This window comes from Paenibacillus sp. GYB004 (assembly GCF_036577605.1).
Classification (GTDB): domain Bacteria; phylum Bacillota; class Bacilli; order Paenibacillales; family NBRC-103111; genus Paenibacillus_AB; species Paenibacillus_AB oceani.
The window spans coordinates 119803-140142 of record NZ_JARBDB010000012.1 but is presented as its reverse complement, the minus strand read 5'-3'; the positions used below and the strand labels follow the sequence as shown (position 1 = coordinate 140142).

The 20340-nt window shown below is 54.4% G+C and carries 10 protein-coding genes; all 10 read left to right on the top strand.

What is annotated here, in order from left to right; translation table 11 throughout:
- The first annotated feature begins 49 nt into the window (after positions 1-49).
- Complete coding sequence (locus PV433_RS08360) at positions 50-949, top strand: N-acetylneuraminate lyase (protein ID WP_332071721.1); 900 nt, start codon at positions 50-52, stop codon at positions 947-949.
- Between the two features lie 13 nt (positions 950-962).
- Entirely contained in the window at positions 963-2048 is a 1086-nt protein-coding gene (locus PV433_RS08355; RefSeq protein ID WP_332071720.1) for a sialidase family protein, read from the top strand.
- A gap of 211 nt (positions 2049-2259) precedes the next feature.
- Positions 2260-4557, top strand: a complete 2298-nt coding sequence (locus PV433_RS08350) for a glycoside hydrolase family 95 protein (protein ID WP_332071719.1) — start codon at positions 2260-2262, stop codon at positions 4555-4557.
- 581 nt (positions 4558-5138) lie between these two features.
- A complete protein-coding gene (locus PV433_RS08345; RefSeq protein ID WP_332071718.1) occupies positions 5139-8132 on the top strand; it encodes a DUF4855 domain-containing protein in 2994 nt (997 codons plus the stop codon).
- Between the two features lie 366 nt (positions 8133-8498).
- A complete protein-coding gene (locus PV433_RS08340) occupies positions 8499-9680 on the top strand; it encodes an exo-beta-N-acetylmuramidase NamZ family protein (protein ID WP_332071717.1) in 1182 nt (393 codons plus the stop codon).
- A 20-nt stretch (positions 9681-9700) separates the two neighbouring features.
- Positions 9701-10654, top strand: coding sequence for a GNAT family N-acetyltransferase (locus PV433_RS08335; protein ID WP_332071716.1), 954 nt, complete (start codon positions 9701-9703; stop codon positions 10652-10654).
- 57 nt (positions 10655-10711) lie between these two features.
- Entirely contained in the window at positions 10712-11419 is a 708-nt protein-coding gene (locus tag PV433_RS08330) for a PIG-L deacetylase family protein (protein WP_190928952.1), read from the top strand.
- A gap of 199 nt (positions 11420-11618) precedes the next feature.
- Complete coding sequence (locus tag PV433_RS08325; protein ID WP_190928953.1) at positions 11619-12200, top strand: DUF975 family protein; 582 nt, start codon at positions 11619-11621, stop codon at positions 12198-12200.
- A gap of 217 nt (positions 12201-12417) precedes the next feature.
- A complete protein-coding gene (locus PV433_RS08320) occupies positions 12418-13731 on the top strand; it encodes an S-layer homology domain-containing protein (protein WP_332071715.1) in 1314 nt (437 codons plus the stop codon).
- Positions 13732-14612: 881 nt separating this feature from the next.
- Complete coding sequence (locus PV433_RS08315; protein ID WP_332071714.1) at positions 14613-20282, top strand: PKD domain-containing protein; 5670 nt, start codon at positions 14613-14615, stop codon at positions 20280-20282.
- Positions 20283-20340: the final 58 nt, after the last annotated feature.

Genomic DNA, 20340 nt, shown 5'->3' with positions numbered 1-20340 from the left:
GATTAAGCATTTAAAAAACGCAGAGACGGGATAGATAGGGGAGAGCATGTTGGCTTTAGAACGATTTCAAGGTATTATTCCGGCAATCCTTACGCCCTATGACGAATCGGGAAATATAAGCGAGCGGGCGACCCGCAAGCTTGTCCGGCATTTGCTGGGGAATCGGGTCGACGGCTTTTATGTAGGCGGAAGTACGGGAGAAGGGTTTCTTTTATCCGCCGGAGAACGTGAGCTGCTATTGGAAATGATTATAGACGAAGTCCGCGGAACCGTACCGGTCATCGCCCATGTCGGCGCGATGGATACGGCTACCAGCGTCAAGCTGGCCCAACATGCGGCGCGGGCCGGAGCCGATGCGGTGTCGTCGGTTGCCCCTTTTTACTACAAGCACGGTGCGGAGCAGGTTCGCGGCCATTATCTCGATATTGCGCAGGCGTCGGACCTTCCGCTGATCCTGTACCATTTCCCCGCGATGACGGGCGTTCAATCGACGGTACGGTTTTACGAGGAGTTGTCCCAGGTGGACCCTATCGCGGGAGTGAAGTTTACGTCCAAAGATACGTTCGAGCTTCAGCAGTTGATCGAAGCGTGCGGGCCGGACTTCCGCGTCTTCAACGGTCCGGACGAATGTCTGCTGGCCGGGCTCGCGGTCGGCTGCTGCGGCGCGATCGGAAGCACGTATAACATCATGCCGAGATTGTTCACGCAGCTGTACTCGAAGTTCAAGGCGGGGGACATGGCCGAGGCGCTCCGGCTGCAGGCGAAAGCGAACCGGGTGATCGCCGAGCTGTTGAAATACGATTTTATCGCCTTCGAGCGGGAAATTTTGCGGCTGCAAGGCATCGACACAGGGCGGCCGAGAAAGCCGATTCAGCAATTGACGGAGGAAGAACGGCAGCAGATCCGCCTGTTTGCGCAGCAGTTCGATTTTTTGGGAGTGAAGGATTAAGGAGCTGAAGATTGTGTCGAATACAGGGATTCAATATGTAGTAGTTGCCGAATCCGGTGCCGGCAATCCGCGTAACGATACGGCGAGTATCGTGGCGCTAAAGGACGGGCGCTTAATGCTCGTATGGCATAAATACGAGGAGGGGCCGGGGGGAGGCAGCGACTTCGGATTGTGCCGCATCTACTCCAAAACTTCGGCTGACGGCGGGATCACCTGGGACGGGGAACGAATGCTCGTCGATGTGTCGCCGGGCGATCATAATGTGCAAGCTCCGGGCTTGTCACGGCTGCCTTCCGGCGACTTGCTGCTGCACTGTCTGCGCGGGCATCACGGCGCGAGCAGCTCGAGTATGATCCTGTTCCGGTCCACGGACGAAGGAGAGACTTGGCAGGAAGCCGGAGCCATATGGGAGCGGAGCGCGGGACAATGGCTGCAGGGCGGAGCCAACCATATGAACGTATTAAGCAATGGCCGTCTGCTGCTGCCGTATCATTTCGGTACGGGGCATCAAGGAGGCCAGCACAATACGATCAGCTGCTTCTTAAGCGACGATGACGGGGTGAGCTGGCGGCGGGCGAGCACGGTTCTGGATTTGCCGATGAGAGGCGCTATGGAGGCGTCTGTGGCCGAACGGAACGGCGGGAATTTGCTCATGTCGATCCGTACGCAGCTGGGTGCGGTGTTCCTGTCGCGCTCCGAGGATTACGGAGAGACTTGGTCGATGCCGCAAACTTCCGGCTTGCACGCTCCGGAATCGTGTACGTGTCTGCGGCGAATTCCCGGCACGGGCGATCTGGTGCTGTTTTACAATGCCAGCAAGTACGATCCGACCAGACATCACTACGGACTGCGCACGCCTCTGACCGCCGCCTTGTCCCGCGATGGCGGAGCGACATGGAGCAAGGTCGGGGATATTGAGACCGGACCGTACGAGTATATGAACGTAAACTGCATGATGACCGAGAAGGGGGATGCGCTGCTCACCTACGCAAAGGTGGAGGACCCGCAATTGATCCAGCGTGATCCGGCGCTCCCTTTTCAGCGGAAAGGGATGGACTTGTGCCTCGCTTTGATCGACCGGGAATGGTTTGGCGGGTAACATGTTAGGCCTGCGAAATAATAAAAAGGGTGAAAAAACTAGAACCGCTCGTACTGAAAAAATCAGCGCCGGGCGGTTTTCTCTGTCTGTATGTTGCTGATTGCTGCAGGCAGCAAAATAGAAATAAAACGCAAACGAACCATAAGGTCATTGACAGAATGAGGAAGGCCGTTTACATTGAGGTTACCGGTAACCTCAAAGGAGGATTTCAATGAGTCAAATGAACGAAAAGCTAACTTATATGAAGCCGGCCAGAAGCTGGGTCGAGGGGCTGCCGATCGGCAACGGCAGGCTGGGAGGCATGATATTCGGCCGGGCGGCCGAGGAGCGGATTCAGCTTAATGAGGATTCCGTCTGGTACGGAGGTCCGAAGCAGCGGGACAATCCGGAGGCGATCCGTCATCTTGGGGACATTCGCCGCCTGTTGTTCGAAGGCAAACCAAAGGAGGCGGAGCGTCTCGCCAGAATTACGATGAGTTCGATGCCGCATCATTTTGCCCCGTACCAGACGCTTGGCGATTTGTCCCTGTTTTTCGAAGGGGTGGAGAAGGACGTTCAGGACTACAAGCGGGAGCTGGATCTGGCCAGCGGTACGGCGGTTGTCGAGTTTGCAAGCGGGGCGACGGAATTCCGTAGAGTTCAATTCTCAAGTGCCGTAGACCAGGTTATCGTAATTCGGCTCACTGCCGGTGCACCAGGGGCACTTACCTTTACAGCGGGCCTGAACAGGCGGCCGTTCGACGGGGAGATCTCTCTCATCGGGACGGATACGATTGCGATGGGCGGACAATGCGGTCCGGACGGTGTTGTCTACTCCGTCGTGTTGAAAGCGGTTGCCGAAGGGGGGAGTGTCCGTACGATCAGCAGCGTTGTGTCGGTGGAAGGGGCGGATTCCGTTACTTTGCTGCTGGCGGCCCAGACGACGTTCCGGTGCGGCGATCCGCGCGGGGTGTGCCTTGAGCAGGTGGAGGCCGCGGCACGGAAAGGCTATGACGCGCTGCTCCGCGATCACCAGGACGATCACCGTTCGCTGTTTGGCAGAGTGGCGCTTGAGCTGGACGACGCGCAGTCGGAGGAGACGGCGGACCTACCGACAGACGAACGGCTTCGCCGCGTGCGGGAAGGCGGAAGGGATATCGGGTTGGAATCGTTATTTTTTCAGTACGGACGTTACCTGCTCATAGCCAGCTCCAGACCGGGCTCTCTGCCCGCCAACCTGCAAGGGATATGGAACGAGAGCCATACGCCGCCTTGGGAGGCCGACTATCATATCAATATTAATCTGCAGATGAATTACTGGCCGGCGGAGGTCACCGGACTGGCCGAATGCCATGAGCCGTTGTTCGATCTGCTGGACCGGCTTCGGGAGAACGGGCGGCGTACGGCTCAAATCGTATATGGAGCCGAAGGCTTCGTCGCTCATCACGCCACCGACCTGTGGGCGGATACGGCCATTCAAGGCACGTACATTCCGGCCGTGTACTGGCCGACGGGCGGTGCCTGGCTAGCGCTGCACGCTTGGGAGCATTACCGGTTCGGCTTGTCCGAGTCGTTCCTTGTGGAGCGGGCATACCCGGTTATGAAGGACGCTGCGTTGTTTTTCCTGGACTTTCTGATCGAGGATGACCAAGGCCGGCTCGTAACCGCTCCATCCTTATCTCCGGAGAACAAATACCGGCTGCCGAACGGCAACACCGGATGTATGTGCGTCGGGCCGTCGATGGATACGCAAATTGTGCGCGCCTTGTTTACAGGCTGCGTAGAAGCATCTGTGCGGCTGGGCGTTGACGAAGACTTCCGAATGCGGCTAGCGGAGGCGCTGGGCAAGCTTCCGGAGCCGGCGATCGGCCGTCACGGTCAAATTATGGAATGGGCGGACGATTACGAGGAGGTCGAGCCCGGTCACCGGCATATCTCGCATCTGTTCGCACTGCACCCTGGGGAGCAAATTACGCTACGGGGTACTCCGGAGCTGGCCGAGGCGGCGCGTGTGACCTTGGACCGGAGGCTGAAGCATGGCGGCGGCCATACGGGCTGGAGCCGGGCGTGGATAATTCACTTTATGGCTCGTCTTGAGGACGGGGACCAAGCGTACGACAACTATGCGGCTCTGCTCAGTCACTCGGTTCATCCGAATTTGTTCGGCGATCACCCGCCGTTCCAGATCGATGCGAATTTCGGCGGAACGTCTGCCGTTGCCGAGATGCTGCTGCAGTCGCACGGCGGAGAGCTTCGGCTGCTGCCGGCGCTGCCTGCGGCATGGCCTGGCGGGCGTGTCCGCGGACTGCGGGCAAGAGGCGGCTTCGAGGTCGATATCGAGTGGAGCGGGGGCAAGTTGACCCGGGCCGTCATCCGTTCGAAAAGCGGAGGCGTGTGCGTTGTCCGTAGCGATACCCGGTTGGTTGCGATGGACGCGGCGCAGCCGAGCGGCGTGCTGGCGGAAGGCGCGACGCTCGTCCGCTTTGCGACGAAGGCGGGGCATAGCTACACGTTGAGCTGTGGCGAGTAATTCAACTTCTGGAGAGTTTTGTCTGGAATCCCCTACCTTACCATCCTTATTCAATCAAGGGATTCCGGACAACCTGTTTGAGCAGAAGAAGGTAATTTTTCAGTTGGAACGGCCTGCTAACACACAATGAATCGACAGACTCGCAAAAACTCTTATTGCTTTTAGGAGAGCCAGCAATCGTGTATGTATCACCCAAAAAGAAGCGCCAATGTAACGTTTTCCAAGATTTAAAGCCCAGCGGGGCTTTTTTCTTTTGCGGGAAATGTTTTATCTTTCCATGCGATTGAAGTGATAATTGCGTTTAAATAGCCGTGTCGGTAACATAAGTCGCGTTGCTGGGCGTTTGGCTCGTTTGGTTGAAAGCGCATTAATTCGTTACAGGCGTTCTACCAGGCGAGAAAAGCCGGCGGCGAATGCGCATTAAATGTAAGCGGTCGCGGAACGTTCCGGCTTTTAAACCTTTTCCGACAAGGAGTGATGTAAACGCGGCCAGCCGAGAGTCATGTGGCAAGTATCAAGAAAGCTGCATCGGCAGTTTCCGATGTGCAAGGCATGGAACTATCGAGAAGGAGGTTTGTTTTATGCGTTGGAAATCCAAATTGACCGGATTGCTCGTATTCGCCATAGTGGTGGCGCTGCTGCCGTTCGGACCGGCCTATGCGGCCGGAGATCCGGGAGGGTCTTCCGGGGATACCGTAACCAACCTGGTGTACAACAAGCAGCCGGTATTGTCGGTCGAATCCGGGGATGCGGCCGTTCGGACCAGCGAGCAGGCGAAGGTGAAGTTTTTGACGGACAGCTTGCTGGGCACCGGGGATTGGGGCAAAGAGGGCTCGACCCGATATGTCAGCTTTTTCCGCAACATCGGCAGAAGCCTGGTCATCGATCTCGGTCAGCCGTCCACGCTTCGGGAAGTGAACGTGCGGGCGCTTGACGACCCTTCCGCCGGGATTTACAAGCCCGACTATCTAGCCGTATCGGTATCGAACGATGACGGGCAGTCGTGGCATTTTCTCGGGAAAATTCCGAACAGCGCGGCGGTGAAGCTCGACGCGAAGCAGTATGTGTATACGCTCGGAGGACTGAACGTCAAAGCTTCGAAAATCAAAATCAGCTTCGAGGTTGACGTCTTTATTTTCCTCGATGAGATTGAGGCGCTTGGTCTGACGCAGGTAGCTGCAGACGCCGTTGTTCCGGCCGGAGCGGACTTCAGCCCGTATCTGCCTAACGAGGAGCACAAGTTTCCGGCTCCCGGCTCGGCTCAGGTAGGAGGATTGAAGCACGAATATTTACTGTACGGGGGCTGGCATACGAACGGCACCGTGTATTTGCCGAGAACGTATCAGGATATGCTGCCGGTTGTCGCATACATTGACGGCGACGGGGTGATTCAGGATTGGTTTTACGACACGATCCTGTTCATGAACTATGCGACCAGCTCCAAAAACCGCTCTTATATCAGTGCGAGTACGGTGACTTCCGCCGCCTACGCCTCGAATAAGGAGGACTGGCAGGAGTACGCCGACCTGCTGTTCAAGCCGGACGTTCAGCTTGCCGCTTTGGAGCAAGCGGTTGCCGACGTCAAGACGAAGCTGAATCAGCCGGACTACAAGTACAAAGTATATATCTCCATTCCGAAGGCGCTTCCGATCCAAACCAATTTCGGGGTCGTCAACGGCAAAACGCTCAATTTCGACCATAACGCCGTTGGAGACGATCAAGCGCTGGACAACCGGATGACGGCTGTGAAATGGTATGTCGATCTGTTGATGCAGAAATGGGAAGCCGCCGGCTTCAAGCATTTGTCGCTTGAGGGCTTTTACTGGTACGACGAGGCGGTACATAATTATGCGAGCAACCGGGAAGAAGAGCTGGTGAAGCAATCGACGGCTTACATGCATGCGAAGGGCAAAAAGATCCATTGGATTCCATTTTATCAGGCGGCGGGAGCGTTCCGCTGGAAGGAACTTGGCTTCGACTTCGCTTTTATCCAGCCGAACTACGCCTTCTACACCAGCCCGAAAACAAGACCGACGGATACGGCTGATCTGGCGAAACGGTTCGGACTAGGCGTGGAGATGGAAGTGCATCATAACATTTTCAGAGACGAGGCGCTGCGGACGAAGTTTTACGATTATCTGGATCAGGGCGTCACAGCCAAATATATGAAAGAGTCGGCGCTCGCCTGGTATTGGGCGACCGATACGTTCCAGCTTGCCTATAAGAGTACGGTTGCAAGAGACCGGAAAATTTATGAGGACACGTATAATTTCGTAAAAGGCACGTATCCGGACAAGTATGTTCCGCCCGTTATCGAAAACCCGGGCAACAACCCGGATGATGGCACGGACGACACGCCGGGCAGCGGACCGGTTAGCGGAGGCCCCGGAGCCGGTTACGGACCTGGACCGGTAACGGTTCGGCCTTCGACTCCGGATGCGGAACGGCAGACGATTGGCCGGGAGCAGCTTGGCGGCAGCCGGGACGGACAAGTGACGGTTCAACTGCCGGCCGGCGTCCGCGAGGCAGTCCTGCCGGCTGACGGACTTGCGAAGCTGGGGGACGATCAGCTGGTGTTGCATTTCGGAGCCGCTTCGGTACAAGTGCCGGCTGCGGTCCTGAAGCAGATTACGGAGCTCGCAGCGGACGGTAACGGTGCGGGAGCGGAAGTGATCGTTACGGTGCGTCCGGTTGCTGCTGACCAAGCCGGTGACAAAAAGCCGGCTGGAGGAAGCGAAGGGCTGGCTGTCACTGCGGCGGGCGACCTGCACGAATTCGCAATCACGATCGTACCGGCTGGCGGCAAAACGTCGGTTAAGCTGGACCGGTTCAGTGAACCGGTTAACGTCGAAGTGCCCTACCGCAAAGGATCGGTAAACGAAAACCTGATCGGTTTGTATGTATACAATGAAAGCACGAAGGAATGGGACTATGTCGGCGGCAAGGCCGATGCGAGCAAAGGTGTCATGACCGCCGCGCTGAATCACTTCAGCACGTATGCCGTCCTTGAATATGACAAGACGTTTGACGATGTCGGCAAAGCGGATTGGGCGTATGAAGCGATCCGGAGCTTGTCAGCGAAACATCTGGTCGAAGGGGTGTCGGCTCACGCCTTCGAACCGTCCCGCAGCGTGACGCGCGCCGAGTTTGCGACGCTGCTCGTGCGGATGCTCGGACTTACGAAGGACGCTTCCGGAGCCGCTCCGGCGTTCGCGTTCGCGGATGTAACGCGGTCCGACTGGCATTACGACGCGATTGCGGCGGCCTCCGACGCCGGATTGATTCAGGGCCGATCGGCTGACGCGTTCAAGCCGCAAGCTACGATCTCCAGAGAGGAGATGGCGGCGCTGATGGTGCGGGCGTACGCGTACGCGTCGGGCACACGGCCGGCCGGCACGGCAGCCGAGCGGTATTCGGATGAGTCGGATATTTCCGAATGGGCGCGCGCAGACGTATATGCCGCCTCGGCAGCCGGCTTGATGCAGGGCACGGGTGACGAGCGGTTTGCAGCGAAGTCGGCTGTAACCCGGGCGGAAGCCGCACAGGCGATCTACAATTTGGTGAAGCAGCGTTAAAGAGTAACGAAACCGCAGCGCCTCGAGCCGTAGCAGCTCGAAGCGCTGCGGTTTTTTTGATTTATCGGAACGTGTATCGTGGGAGCGGCTCTAAATCTTGGTAAACGCCAGCGTCAAGACGTCGATAAGCGTTTATCCTTGGGCTGGGAAAGGATCGTCGAACGTCGCTGCCTGCATTTGGATTATAAAACAAATTTTCATGATATAATTTTAATATTGAAATATTATTTCAGAGTGTTATAATGGGGCTGTGGTTGAAATAAGGTTTACGAGCGTTAGGAATTGCACAAACTAGGAAGCGGAATTTTTCGGAAAACAGAAACGATGTAAGCGATACCAAGAAGATAACGAATGGAGGTCGTTCAATTGGAACGTCTCACGCGGCATCCTTCCGTGATAACCGGAGCCGATCGGCTGCAAGATTCGGCGGAAGCTTATCTGGGCGGAAAACGAATCGGACTGTTAACGAATCCGACAGGAATCACTACACATTTTCGTTCTACGATCGACGTATGCGCCGGTGTATCCTCGGCCCAGTTGACCGCCTTGTTCGCGTGCGAGCACGGCATTCGGGGAGAGCGGCAGGCCGGGGTTTATTTCGAAGACGAGCCGGACCCGGGTCTTGGCATTACGGTATTCAGCCTCTACGGCACACACCGGGCTCCGACTGCGGAGATGCTCGAATCTTTGGACGCCGTCGTATTTGATATTCAAGATTTGGGCGTAAGATTTTATACGTACTTAACGACGCTGGTGTATACAATGCAGGCTTGTGCCAAGGCGGGCAAGGAACTGATCGTATTGGACCGGCCGAATCCGCTTGGCGGACGGACGGTAGAGGGAGGCGTCCTGCGAGACGGCTATCAGTCGATGGTTGGCGTCTGGCAGGTTCCGTTCCGGACCGGCATGACGATCGGGGAATTCGCCAAGCTCGTGAACGACCAATCGGAGCCGAAATGCCGGTTGACTGTTGTTCCGCTCGAAGGTTGGACCCGGGATATGGAATTCCCGGAGACGGGGCAGCCGTGGATAATGCCTTCTCCGAACATGCCGACGATGGATACCGTGCGCGTCTACTCGGGCACTTGTCTGTTCGAGGGAACGAATCTCTCGGAGGGGCGGGGAACGACGAAACCGTTCGAAATGATCGGCGCCCCCTGGCTGGACGGCAAAGCGACGGCCGAAGCGATGAACCGGCACGGATTGCCCGGCGTTGTGTTCCATCCGGTATATTTTACCCCCATGTTCTCGAAACATAAGGGAGAGTTGTGCGGCGGCGTTCAAGTGTATGTGACCGATCGGGCGGAGTACCGGGCTGTACGGACCGGGTTGTATTTGCTGAAGCAGGTACAGGACCTGCATGCGGACCATTTCGAATGGCTGCCGCCCTATAAGGAAGGCTCCAAGCCTTTCATCGACTTGTTAACCGGCAGCGACCGGGTAAGGCTGACACTGCACGAATCGTCCGCCGAACGGATCGCGGACGACTGGGACCGGGAAGCCGCCGAATGGTCGAAAACCCGGGAAGCTTATTTGATCTACGAGTAATTGGCAAAGGAGAATCTGAGATGACGTCAATCGTCTACCGTTATTACGAGTCCGGCGACGAAGCGGCTATCGTCAAGCTATGGAACGAATGTTTGCGCCACGATCCGGTAACGCCGCTGAGGTTCCGCAATATGGTGCTGCTCGACGGCAACTTTGACCCGGAAGGACTGCGCCTGGCGTTTGAAGGAAAGCAGCTTGTAGGGGCAGTGTACAGCTTGCGCAGATTGCTGCCGATGATCGGAACGGAACTGGAGCCGGACAACGGATGGATCACGTTTTTCTTCGTAGCCCCCGAGATGCGCCGTCAAGGCGTCGGAACCCGGCTCATGCAGGATGCATTCGAATTTTTGGCGGCGCGGGGCTGCAAGCAGGTGTTTTTCTCGTCGTATGCTCCGAACTATTTCGTACCGGGCGTCGATGAAGAGAGCTATCCGGAAGGGTATGCGTTTTTGACGGCACAAGGCTTTGCCCGCTTGTACTCGCCGGTTGCGATGGATTATTCGCTCGTCCGTTATGCGTATCCGCAAGAGGTGAAGGCGCTCAAGCGCGAAAGAGAACGGGAGGGCTACGAGTTTGGTTTGGCCCAGGACCGGGATCTGATCGAAGTGATCAAGCTGGCTGCGGATGTGTTTAACCCCGATTGGGGCCGGGCGATCCGTGAAGGGCTGCTGCGGGGACTGCCGATGACCGCGATCCATGTCGTCCGGCATGAGGGAAAGCTGGTCGGGTTTTGTATGCACGGCGGCTACGAGGGCGTCCGCGAAAGATTTGGTCCGTTCGGCGTCGATCCGTCACAGCAGGGCAAAGGGCTCGGCAAAATACTGCTGCACGACTGCCTTGCCAACATGCGCGCACAAGGGCTGCACGGCGCCTGGTTTTTATGGACCGGGGAGGCGACGGCGGCCGGCCAGCTGTATATGAAGCTCGGCTTCGAGATTACGCGGCGGTTTCATGTGTGCAAGAAAATATTGTAGATCGATGAGCGAACGGACTTGGCTTGGCGTTATGCAGACATAAAGGAGAGATCAACCATGGCTGGAGAAGGTAAAAAACATATTCTGGCGATCAGCGCCCATGCCGGCGACCAGGAACTAACAGCCGGAGCGACGATTGCGAAATACACGCAGGAAGGCCATAAAGCGACGTTTCTGCATCTGACTCCCGGGGAGAAAGGGCATCCGCGGTTGACGCCCGACGAATATGCGAAGCAGAAAATCGAGGAAGCGTACAAATCGGCCGAAATTCTCGGCGCGGACGTCCGTTTCCTGCAATACAAAGATGCGGAAATTCCGGTCAACGACGAGATCAAATACGAGGTTGCGGACATCATCCGCGAGGTGAAGCCGGACATCATTATTACTCACTGGAAAAACAGCATCCATAAAGATCATGCCAATACGCACAAAATCGTCGAGGACGCGCATTTTTATGCCGCCTTGAAAACGATCGAGCGCGATCTGCCTTCCCACTATGCCGGCAAGCTGTATTTCTCGGAAAACTGGGAAGATATGCACGAGTTCGTGCCCGAGGTGTTCGTGGACATTCCGGAGGATGCGTTCGAGACGTGGATTAAAGCGCTCAGTGTGTACGCTTTTGCGAGGGGAGAGACTTACGGCTTCCCGTATATCGATTATTATAAATCGCTGACGGTCGTTCGCGGAGCGCCGGTTTATTTCAAAAGGGCGCAAGGGTTTATGGTGCCGCGGGGCGCCTTGAACCAGCGGCTCCAGTGGTTTTGAACAGACGGAGATTGACTGAGGTATCGGGATAACGGGAGCCCTTGGCACTGTCGGTGACGGTGTCGGGGGCTTCTTTTGCGTATCGGCGAAAAAAAACGAAAGTTTCGCTCCTGTCGATCATATGTTACTTTGTGCCGTAAAATGCGAGGGGTCCGAGGACGTGCGGTGCGAATTCGATCGAACATGGAGGTATGGTGTCATGCCCACAAGTTCAGAGTTGCGTGCGGCGGGAAGAAGAAGCTTGACCGGTTATTGGTGGAATGCGGTTGGTCTGACCTTGATTTACTCGCTCATTCTCGGGCTCGTCGGTTCGATTCCGGGGATCGGATGGATCGGGGTTCTGCTGCTGGGCGGTCCGTTAACTTTTGCGATGTACGTTTTCTTCCTCAGGCTGCATAGGGGAGAACGTCCGCTAATCGGCTCGTTGTTCGACGGCTTCAGCCGGTATGCGCCGACCATGGCTCTTTATTTGCTGATGTATGTATTGATTATTTTGTGGTCGCTTCTGCTGGTCGTGCCGGGCATTATCGCTGCTCTCCGTTATTCGCAGGCTTATTTCATCATGCAGGACGATGCGACGATCGGTCCGCAGGACGCGATTGAGCGAAGCAAAGAAATGATGTACGGGCATAAGTGGCGATTGTTCGTTCTGTATGTGTCCTTTATTGGCTGGGCGCTTCTGAGCGCCATTACATTCGGCATCGGCTCGTTGTGGCTGGTTCCTTATATGCTGGCGAGTCAGGCGGCTTTTTACGAGGATTTGAAGAGCCGGTCCAGCTAGCGGAAGCTCGGTCTGTCTTGACACATTGCTGAATCTATGGTATTTTCAGGAAGGAATCGATTGAAATGAGCGGAAGCACCGCCATTATGCACATCTGAAGAGATGCGCGTAGTGGCGGTTTTTTATTGTGGAAATATGTGGACGAGAATAAATATTTTATGTGATACTACTGCTGATGGATGACTTTGGACCTATGCTGCCGATAAAGGGGAGATTGATGATGAATAAACATTGGATAACTTTGAGCGCTTTGTTGTTAATTGTTACGGCCTGCGATTCGACGACCACGAGTGCAAGTGCCCATACGGGCTTGAAGGCCGAGCCTGCTGCGGCGGCGTCTTCTGGTGCTGCCAAAAACGTCGTGCTGATAGACATTAGCGGGCATTGGGGCGAGACGAGTATCCAGAAGGCGGTCAAGAAAGGGTATGTGGATGGATACGAGGATGCGACGTTCCGTGCGGAGAAAGAAGTATCGCGCGCAGAATTTATTAAGATGGTGCTTACGGCGATGGGACCGGATACGGCGGCAGCGGCCAAGCCGGCAGCTGATGTGAAGCAGGCCGGTACGGAGAAGGAATTGACCGTATCGGCGGGAGAGCCGGCCAATTGGTACGATTCGTATGTGCAGAAGGCGCAGGAGATCGGCATTCAGCGCAAGGAAGATTTCAAGGAAGGCGACATGAATACCTCTATGACCCGGCTGGAAATGGCCCGGATCGCCGTTCGCGCTACTGACCCGACCCTGCAAAAACCGGAAGTCCGGATCGACGATCGCTCAGTTATGTACAACGCAACGAAGAAGGGGCTCATTCAAGGTTTGGACGCGGGGGACCTGGCTCCGGACAACACCACGACACGGGCGCAGTCGGTCACGATCATCGAGCGGATTTTGACCGTGAACAGCGGCGGTACGCTGGAAGTGGATAAGTATGCGCTGGGGAATGCGGAGCTGGCGCTGAAGAAGACGAATATTTTTACGGTTATGCCGGAGTTTTTTGGCGGACAAATCTTCTTCCCATGGAACATGGACAATTTGACGATTGAAACGAGTGATGGGCTGTATAAAGGCGTTGTAACTCGTGTGGTTGCAGTAGACCTGGAAGATCCGAACGATCCAAATCGGGGGATCTTGGGGGACTTGAATGAGTTGGTTTGGCGGGCTAGTGGTAGGGATTATTACAATGTTGCTGATTATCCGGAAAGCTATCTTTTCGTAGTCGAGTCGCATACTGAGTTTAATAATGATGAATCGGAAACGTTCTATCGAAAAAGTACCAAAGGACTGGATTTCTCGTTATACGGCATTTTAAGTCCAGACGGAAACAGTTTTCGTAAAGGTATATTAAACTCGTTTGCTAGCGTCCATCATACAAATGATAGGCAGAGTTCAATTGGTGCCGTAATTTTGCCAAAACACGGATTACAAACAGATGGGGGGATTACTCTACGGTTGAGAGTTACTTCTCACCCTTCGGCTGGAGCAAATTTCAAAGATGTATTTCGAGTTATTACACCAGCCGTAATCGAATAGGAGGGGTTTAAATGCCCTCATCTTTAAATAAACGGATCGTCTATCTATGTCTGATTCTCATGATTGGTAGCCTTCTACCGCTTGACCTCATTATTCCGGAATTGCGCTCATTACCCAGACAAGTACAAGCGGCAGGGGATACAACAGAAGTAGCCATTCTAAACTATAACGGTACAGCTCACTGGGAAGGGTATTCAAAAGAACGAACACTTAATCCAATAACTCAAATCGAATTCAGACAAGGGAAGAAAATTAAAAATGCGTTATTCGTAGATGGAGACGGATCGACCAAACCTATACCGCAGGCCATCGGACAAGCAAGTTGGTCAGGTAGCATCAGTACGACAGGCCGAGAGATTAAAGTTGAATCTATTCAAAATTCTGAGACGCATACCTTTTTTGCTTGGTACCGGTACAGCTACACGAATTCCAAAAAAGGATGGTATGCGAACAAAGAAGATATGTACGGCAATATTGAGCAGGTGTATTGCGAAGGAGGACAGCAAGTAACTTACGGCGGGGTACCGATGTACGAGTTTCCTTCTTGTACAGAGGATTTGGAATTTCCCGCCAATCGTACACAAGCTTTTTATGATAGCTCTGGGAAATATTACGATGATAATTACTTAACGGTAACTAGTTTTAATAATCCGAAGGTGACCAGGAATGTTGGAATTGAAGGTCCAGAAGGTACTACAGGGATATCTGAAGATGAAACTACTGCTAACCCGGTCAGTAACGCGAGGCTAGTCCAAAAGGACCCAAGCAGTGTAAATAGCTTCTATATCCAATATTCACAGTCATTCTTAGATTATCCTAACGATGGAACACCGCCACCCAGCAGCGCCATCAAAAACCCTGGCGCCCTTGGAGCCAGGATGATGGCCTACTTTACAGCCTTTACCTTCGACCTGGAGGGCCGAACATATCAGCATCCAACCTACATCACCGTCACCTACGAGGACAACGTCCTCCCGGAGCCGGATATTGCGGATATTAAGGTTACTGCTGCACAGAGCTGTATCTTGGTCGGCGTCAATATGAGCTTTTACGTCAGTTTGACGAACCATGGAGCGCCTTACTCCGGGTCGTTTAATGCTAAGGTAAGCGTGGACGGCACCGTCATCAAGACGATTCCGTTTAGCGGCATCGCGAACGGGGAAGTCAAGAAGGACGAATTTCTGTACAAGTTCACAGCAGCCGGATCGAAAACGTTCACCGTAACAGTCGATACGCTGCCCGGGGAGATAAATACCGGGAACAACTCCAAGACGTTCTCCTTCGAGGGGAAGGTGTCCTGCAGTGACCCCGGTCCCGATCCGGAGCCCAATGATGGTCCGGAAGTGATTACAGGCGACTTTATGTTTGTATACCCGTCTCCGGTCGAGTACGGAAAAAGCCAAGTATACCGGCCGCTGGACGTATCGGTGAAAGGGAAGAAAGACGGAAACGTGTGTACGCTGGCTCAATTGCTTTGGACCTCGACTCAAGGGAGCAAGGTCCATACGGAAGATGCAGGGTCTAACATTTATTCGGGGGGGATCAGCGGACCGCCATACCCGGCTGGCATCGGGGGTGGAATCGTAAATGTTACGATGAAGATAACGTCATCTTGCGGCTCGACCAAGGTTGTGACCAAGACGTTCGAAATCGTCGTACCTTCCGGGAACAGTCCACCGGTGTTCTTCCCAGGCTGGTTTGCAGGCGGCAACAGCTTTGCTTTTCCTTCGATCAGCCAGGTTGTAGTCGGCAGTTATGTCGATCTCGGCATCATCCATAATCCGATGGACGATCCGCCTACTCCTTACGATCCGGAAGGCGACGGCATTATCTACTACTTCGATTTCAAAAACACGACCAGCGCTTGGCTGAAACAGCTGTACGAAGATCGGGGGTTTTGGTCGTACGACGAGCATTTCCGGATGCTGAAAGCGGACGTACTCGGGTCCCACTCCATCAACGTTTGCGCTCAGGACGTTCGCGGCGCGGACGCCGGATGCAAAACGACTACACTGAATGTCGTTCCTCCGGAACCGATCCCGGTCATTACAGGAGGGGATAACGCCGTCGAAGGCCGTCCGATTCCGGTCCCGTTCAGCTGCGCGAACAGTTATACGCCATTTGGTGAGATAACAAGCTGTATTTGGGGTGGAGACAAGCGTACGATGTATCCGGAATCCGGCTATTACACGGTATACCTGGACGTCTTCAATAGCGCGGGGCTCAAAAACTTGCCGGAGCATCAAGCGTCGAAGACGATTTATGTCAGACCCGACTTGCCGCCTTTTCCGGACTTGGATAACCCCGGCATCGGCATTCGAAATGTCGCTCTCCATTTTAGAGAGAAGTCGTACAGCCCGGATGACGATCCGATGTTCATCTCCAAAGTGAGTTTGATGTACGACAGCAACAATGACGGTTCTTTTAGCGACGAGGCGATCGAGCCGGTCGAGCTGGATACCGGTCGAAAGTTTAGCTTCACACCGACGAAGGTCGGGAAGTATGCGATCCGGATATTTGCCCAAGAGTCAGTAGGGTACAAAAAGTCGGCGACGAAAGACTTTTACTTTGAAGTGATCAATGAAGCGCCTGAAGCGCCGTTCTATGTCAAAGGATCGGACTTCCAACCGCCGCAGGTTGAATCCAAAGCGTTTAGTCCGGAGACGCTTCTAAACGATCCGAATTGGACCGCCTCTTCGATCTCGATAGCCGCAAAACCGAAGGAATACAATATCAACAGCAGCGAGAACGCGCTGGAAGTGCCGGGCACACCGATTTCGCAAGGGTTAGCTCCAACCAATAGCAATGTCACAAGCAAAGTACTGACCTGGGGTTGCGGAGATTCCCTTTACGGGAACTGTTGGGGCCTTGGCTCCATGTTGAAGCCGTATGTATTTACCGGTTCCAATGCGAACGGCTGGCTGAACCTGAACAGCACGGCATCGACCATCTCCAGAACACAGGCCATGCAAAATCATAGTTCGGAAAGTATATGGCCCAACAGCTACGTCGTGACCCCCAATTTTGAAACTGGCCGGGTGATGTTCCGTTCCAACAATCGATGTACCTGTAATACGTACGGCTACTATTATCACACCTATGTATTTAACATTTCGGACGTCGAGAACGCAGCCTTCCGGGCACAAGGAGGAGGGACACCGGCAATACCGACACCGCTGTACTTTAGAGAATATTTCGTATCGTTTAACACGCCGAATTACGATAAAGTGCTGCCACCGGACCCGCCAACAAATATTTGGACCTATCCGGCAGCCAAGCCGATGTATGAGATTGGCCCTGTATCACGAATGGAAGGGCTGCCGATCGTGACGGACCAAGTCGTTCAGCGTGTGAAGTCTTATGCCAATAGCCGTAGTTACGGCACAGACTACAAGGGAAATCCGTATGTGTATGCTTGTTATTTAGACAATGACAATAACACGAATTGGCAGTTTCCCTACGCTTGCGATTTACAAAAGAAAGACCAGAACGGCAATCTGCTCTGGACCATACCGAAAATAAGACGGCTGTATCGGCATGATGCGCAAATTCAGAACGGAGCGGTCGAGTATGTGACTGCCGATAACAATAAAGCAATCATAACGGTTCCAGGCACCTACGGAGGCGAATACTCCAAAGTATTTGATAATAACACAGGAGCTTTACTCTACGAGTTCCCGCAGGCCGGTTACGGCTCGGCCAGTCAATTTGTAACCGTACATGACAAAATTATTTATTGGAGCACCACAATTAAAAGCTCAGATGACGATGTTGTCAACTACTACAATTACATGAACATTTTAGATCTGAACACCTTTTCTACCGTCTCGGTGTTGGCCGGAGAGTCGCGCTATTACAATGAAGATGCCTATTTCATATATGGCGGCCTCATGCTACCAGCAACCGTAACGGCGGACGGCAAGATTTTATTTACCAACCATATCGGCCTTCAAGTGTACGATCTGAACGGAAACAAGCTTACGGAATACACGAAACCAAGCATTATATATGGATTCACAGATCGCGCCCCACTGGTTATGGAAGACGGAACGGTCGTAATCGAATTCCGGTATGATTCCGGTTCGACCTTCTGGGCCTGGGTGGTTAAAACAGATGTCGATCCACATATAGCAGATTTGTACAATTTCGGCCAGTTGAGCAATCCGAATGAAACGCTGGATAATGGCGAAGTAGCAGCAGGCTTTAAACTCAATCACGAGAACTTTGCAAATACGGTTTCCTTCGGAGTAGCGGCCCGGATGGTCGATCACCGGAACATGTACAGACTGGAGGTAACGGACGAGAAATCCAAAATCGTTAAAATTGTAGACGGCGTGAAAACGACGCTGCAGGAAGTCTCTTATCCGATTAGTAAAGGTAACTATTACGATGTGAAGCTGAAACTCAGCGGGGACCGTCTAAAAGGGTATGTTGGCGGCGTGCCTCTCCTGGATGTTACGGATTCGACGTTTTCCTCCGGGATGATGGGGCCGTATTCGGAAGTAACGCATGTTTTGATCAAAGGCTTCCATTACACGAAGTACATCGGCAACGAAGGCAGCACGAAGAACACGGCCATTGTAGGGACTCCGGTGGAATATGTGATCAGCTATTCCGACCTGGAGAACGATCCGGCCATAACCGACTGGAGCCGGTGGACGTTTGATCATGTGGAGCCGAACAAGTTTTTGGATGTCGGCGACGGCTACTCCGGGCTATCCGCGTTTCACGGTCAAATGGTAACATCGCCGCATCTGATCATGGATAAAGTCGGTCGGTACAAAGTTTCCTATCAGGTTCCCGACGATCCGTCACCTGCCGGATACGAGTATCCGAACGGGACGTTCGGCAGCTATCGCAAATATTCCGATCTACAGACGGAATACGTCATCATCCACCGACGACCGATCGCCGTCTTCACCGTCGCGCAAAACCCGGATTACACGATAGCGTGGACCGATACGAGCTATGACCCGGACCGCTGGCTGGCGCCGTGGCACTATTCGATAGAAGCGACCGGGATCGACTATGCGGCCACCCGAGGCGTGATCGAGCGACGATACAGCTACACCGACCCGGACGGCATTACCCAGTTCGGGAAGCTGACAAGGCCGCAGAAGAAAGGAACATACACCGTACGGCTAGCCGTCAAGGACGAATACGGGGCATGGAGCGACTGGGCCGAGCAAATGATCAACGTATCGCAGCCGGTGCCGAACACCCCGCCGACCGTGTTGCTTACGTTCCCAAGCGGCAGCCAAGCAAGTCCATCTTACGTGAATACGCTTCTGCCGACTCTGACCTGGAACCAGTACGACATCGATCCGGATACGACGTTCGCCGCGTTCCACTTGATTGTCCGGGACGAGTGGGGGAACGTGATCCGCGATACCGGCATCAAGCCGCAAGGGACAACCTCCAATACGGCACAGTGGACGATGGATACGAGCCTGGCGATGGGACAGAAGTACCAGGTTCAGGTAAGGGTGAGCGACGGCAACGATTGGTCGGACTGGTCGAACATTGGATGGCTTGTAACAAATCGGCCGCCTGAGGCTGCGATGACGCATCCGTCCGGATCGCAAGCTCAGCCGACGGTCGTGAGCACGATACGGCCGGTGTTCCAGTGGTCCCAGACGGACCCTGATCCGGGCACCACGTTCCACTATTTCGAGCTGGAAGTATGGAACGAGGCTAACGATACACGCCTCCTGACTTCGGGACAGCACTGGCAAGGTTCCACTCTATCGGCGGGAACATGGACCGCTGGCAGCGATCTGCCGGCCGGACAGAAGCTTCGCGTACGTGTCAGGGTTCATGACGGCTACGTCTGGTCCGGATGGTCCGCGGATACTTGGCTGTATGTGAATCGGGCACCGGTCCCGGATTTTGACTGGAGCCCGAAGCCGATATGGGAAGGGGATACCGTTTATTTGAAAAATCTGTCTTCCGATCCCGATGGCGATGTACTGACTTCCCGCTGGGATATTGAAACGCCGGTCGGAGACAGGTTCGTACTGATCTCGACGGACGCCTTGTTCATCTTCTCGGTACCGGGTGTTTACACCGTCACACTGACCGTTAGCGACGGTTATGAGACTGTCAGCACAACCAAAACGCCGGTTGCCGCGCCGCTGACGATCTTGTCCGATGTCAGCCATACGCCGCAGTGGCGCGACATTCATGAAGTGAAAGGCCACAATACGACAGCCGCTCCCAAAGACTTTTATTCCGGCGAAGTGTTCGTCGTTCAGACTGAAAGCTCCCCGGCGCCCGTGGCCGAAGCGGTTGCCTGGATCGATACGGTGGGGAAGGACGGCGGCCGCCTTTTTGTCAGCGAAGTACTTATTGTGGAGGACGGGTCAAGCACGCGATTCTCCGGACGGCTTTTCGATGAGAGATGGATGTCGGTGACGCAAGGCTTCCCCGAAGCTGAACAGATCGTCCATTTCCGAATTCGTTACCAGAACGGCGTCGTCAAAACGGAGGACATCCCGCTCCGAATCATCGGCAATATCCAGGAAGCGGTCCAGGTCCACCGGAGACAATAATACCAAACGATAACACCAAACGGCCTGATCCCGCGAATGCTTCGCGAGTTCAGGCCGT

Excerpts from the sequence above, each read along its gene's own strand:
- PV433_RS08325 (WP_190928953.1), top strand. The coding sequence starts at position 11,619 with ATGCCCACAAGTTCAGAGTTGCGTGCGGCGGGAAGAAGAAGCTTGACC.
- PV433_RS08330 (WP_190928952.1), top strand. The coding sequence starts at position 10,712 with ATGGCTGGAGAAGGTAAAAAACATATTCTGGCGATCAGCGCCCATGCC.
- PV433_RS08315 (WP_332071714.1), top strand. The coding sequence starts at position 14,613 with ATGGCCTACTTTACAGCCTTTACCTTCGACCTGGAGGGCCGAACATAT.
- PV433_RS08335 (WP_332071716.1), top strand. The coding sequence starts at position 9,701 with ATGACGTCAATCGTCTACCGTTATTACGAGTCCGGCGACGAAGCGGCT.
- PV433_RS08350 (WP_332071719.1), top strand. The coding sequence starts at position 2,260 with ATGAGTCAAATGAACGAAAAGCTAACTTATATGAAGCCGGCCAGAAGC.
- PV433_RS08320 (WP_332071715.1), top strand. The coding sequence starts at position 12,418 with ATGATGAATAAACATTGGATAACTTTGAGCGCTTTGTTGTTAATTGTT.
- PV433_RS08345 (WP_332071718.1), top strand. The coding sequence starts at position 5,139 with ATGCGTTGGAAATCCAAATTGACCGGATTGCTCGTATTCGCCATAGTG.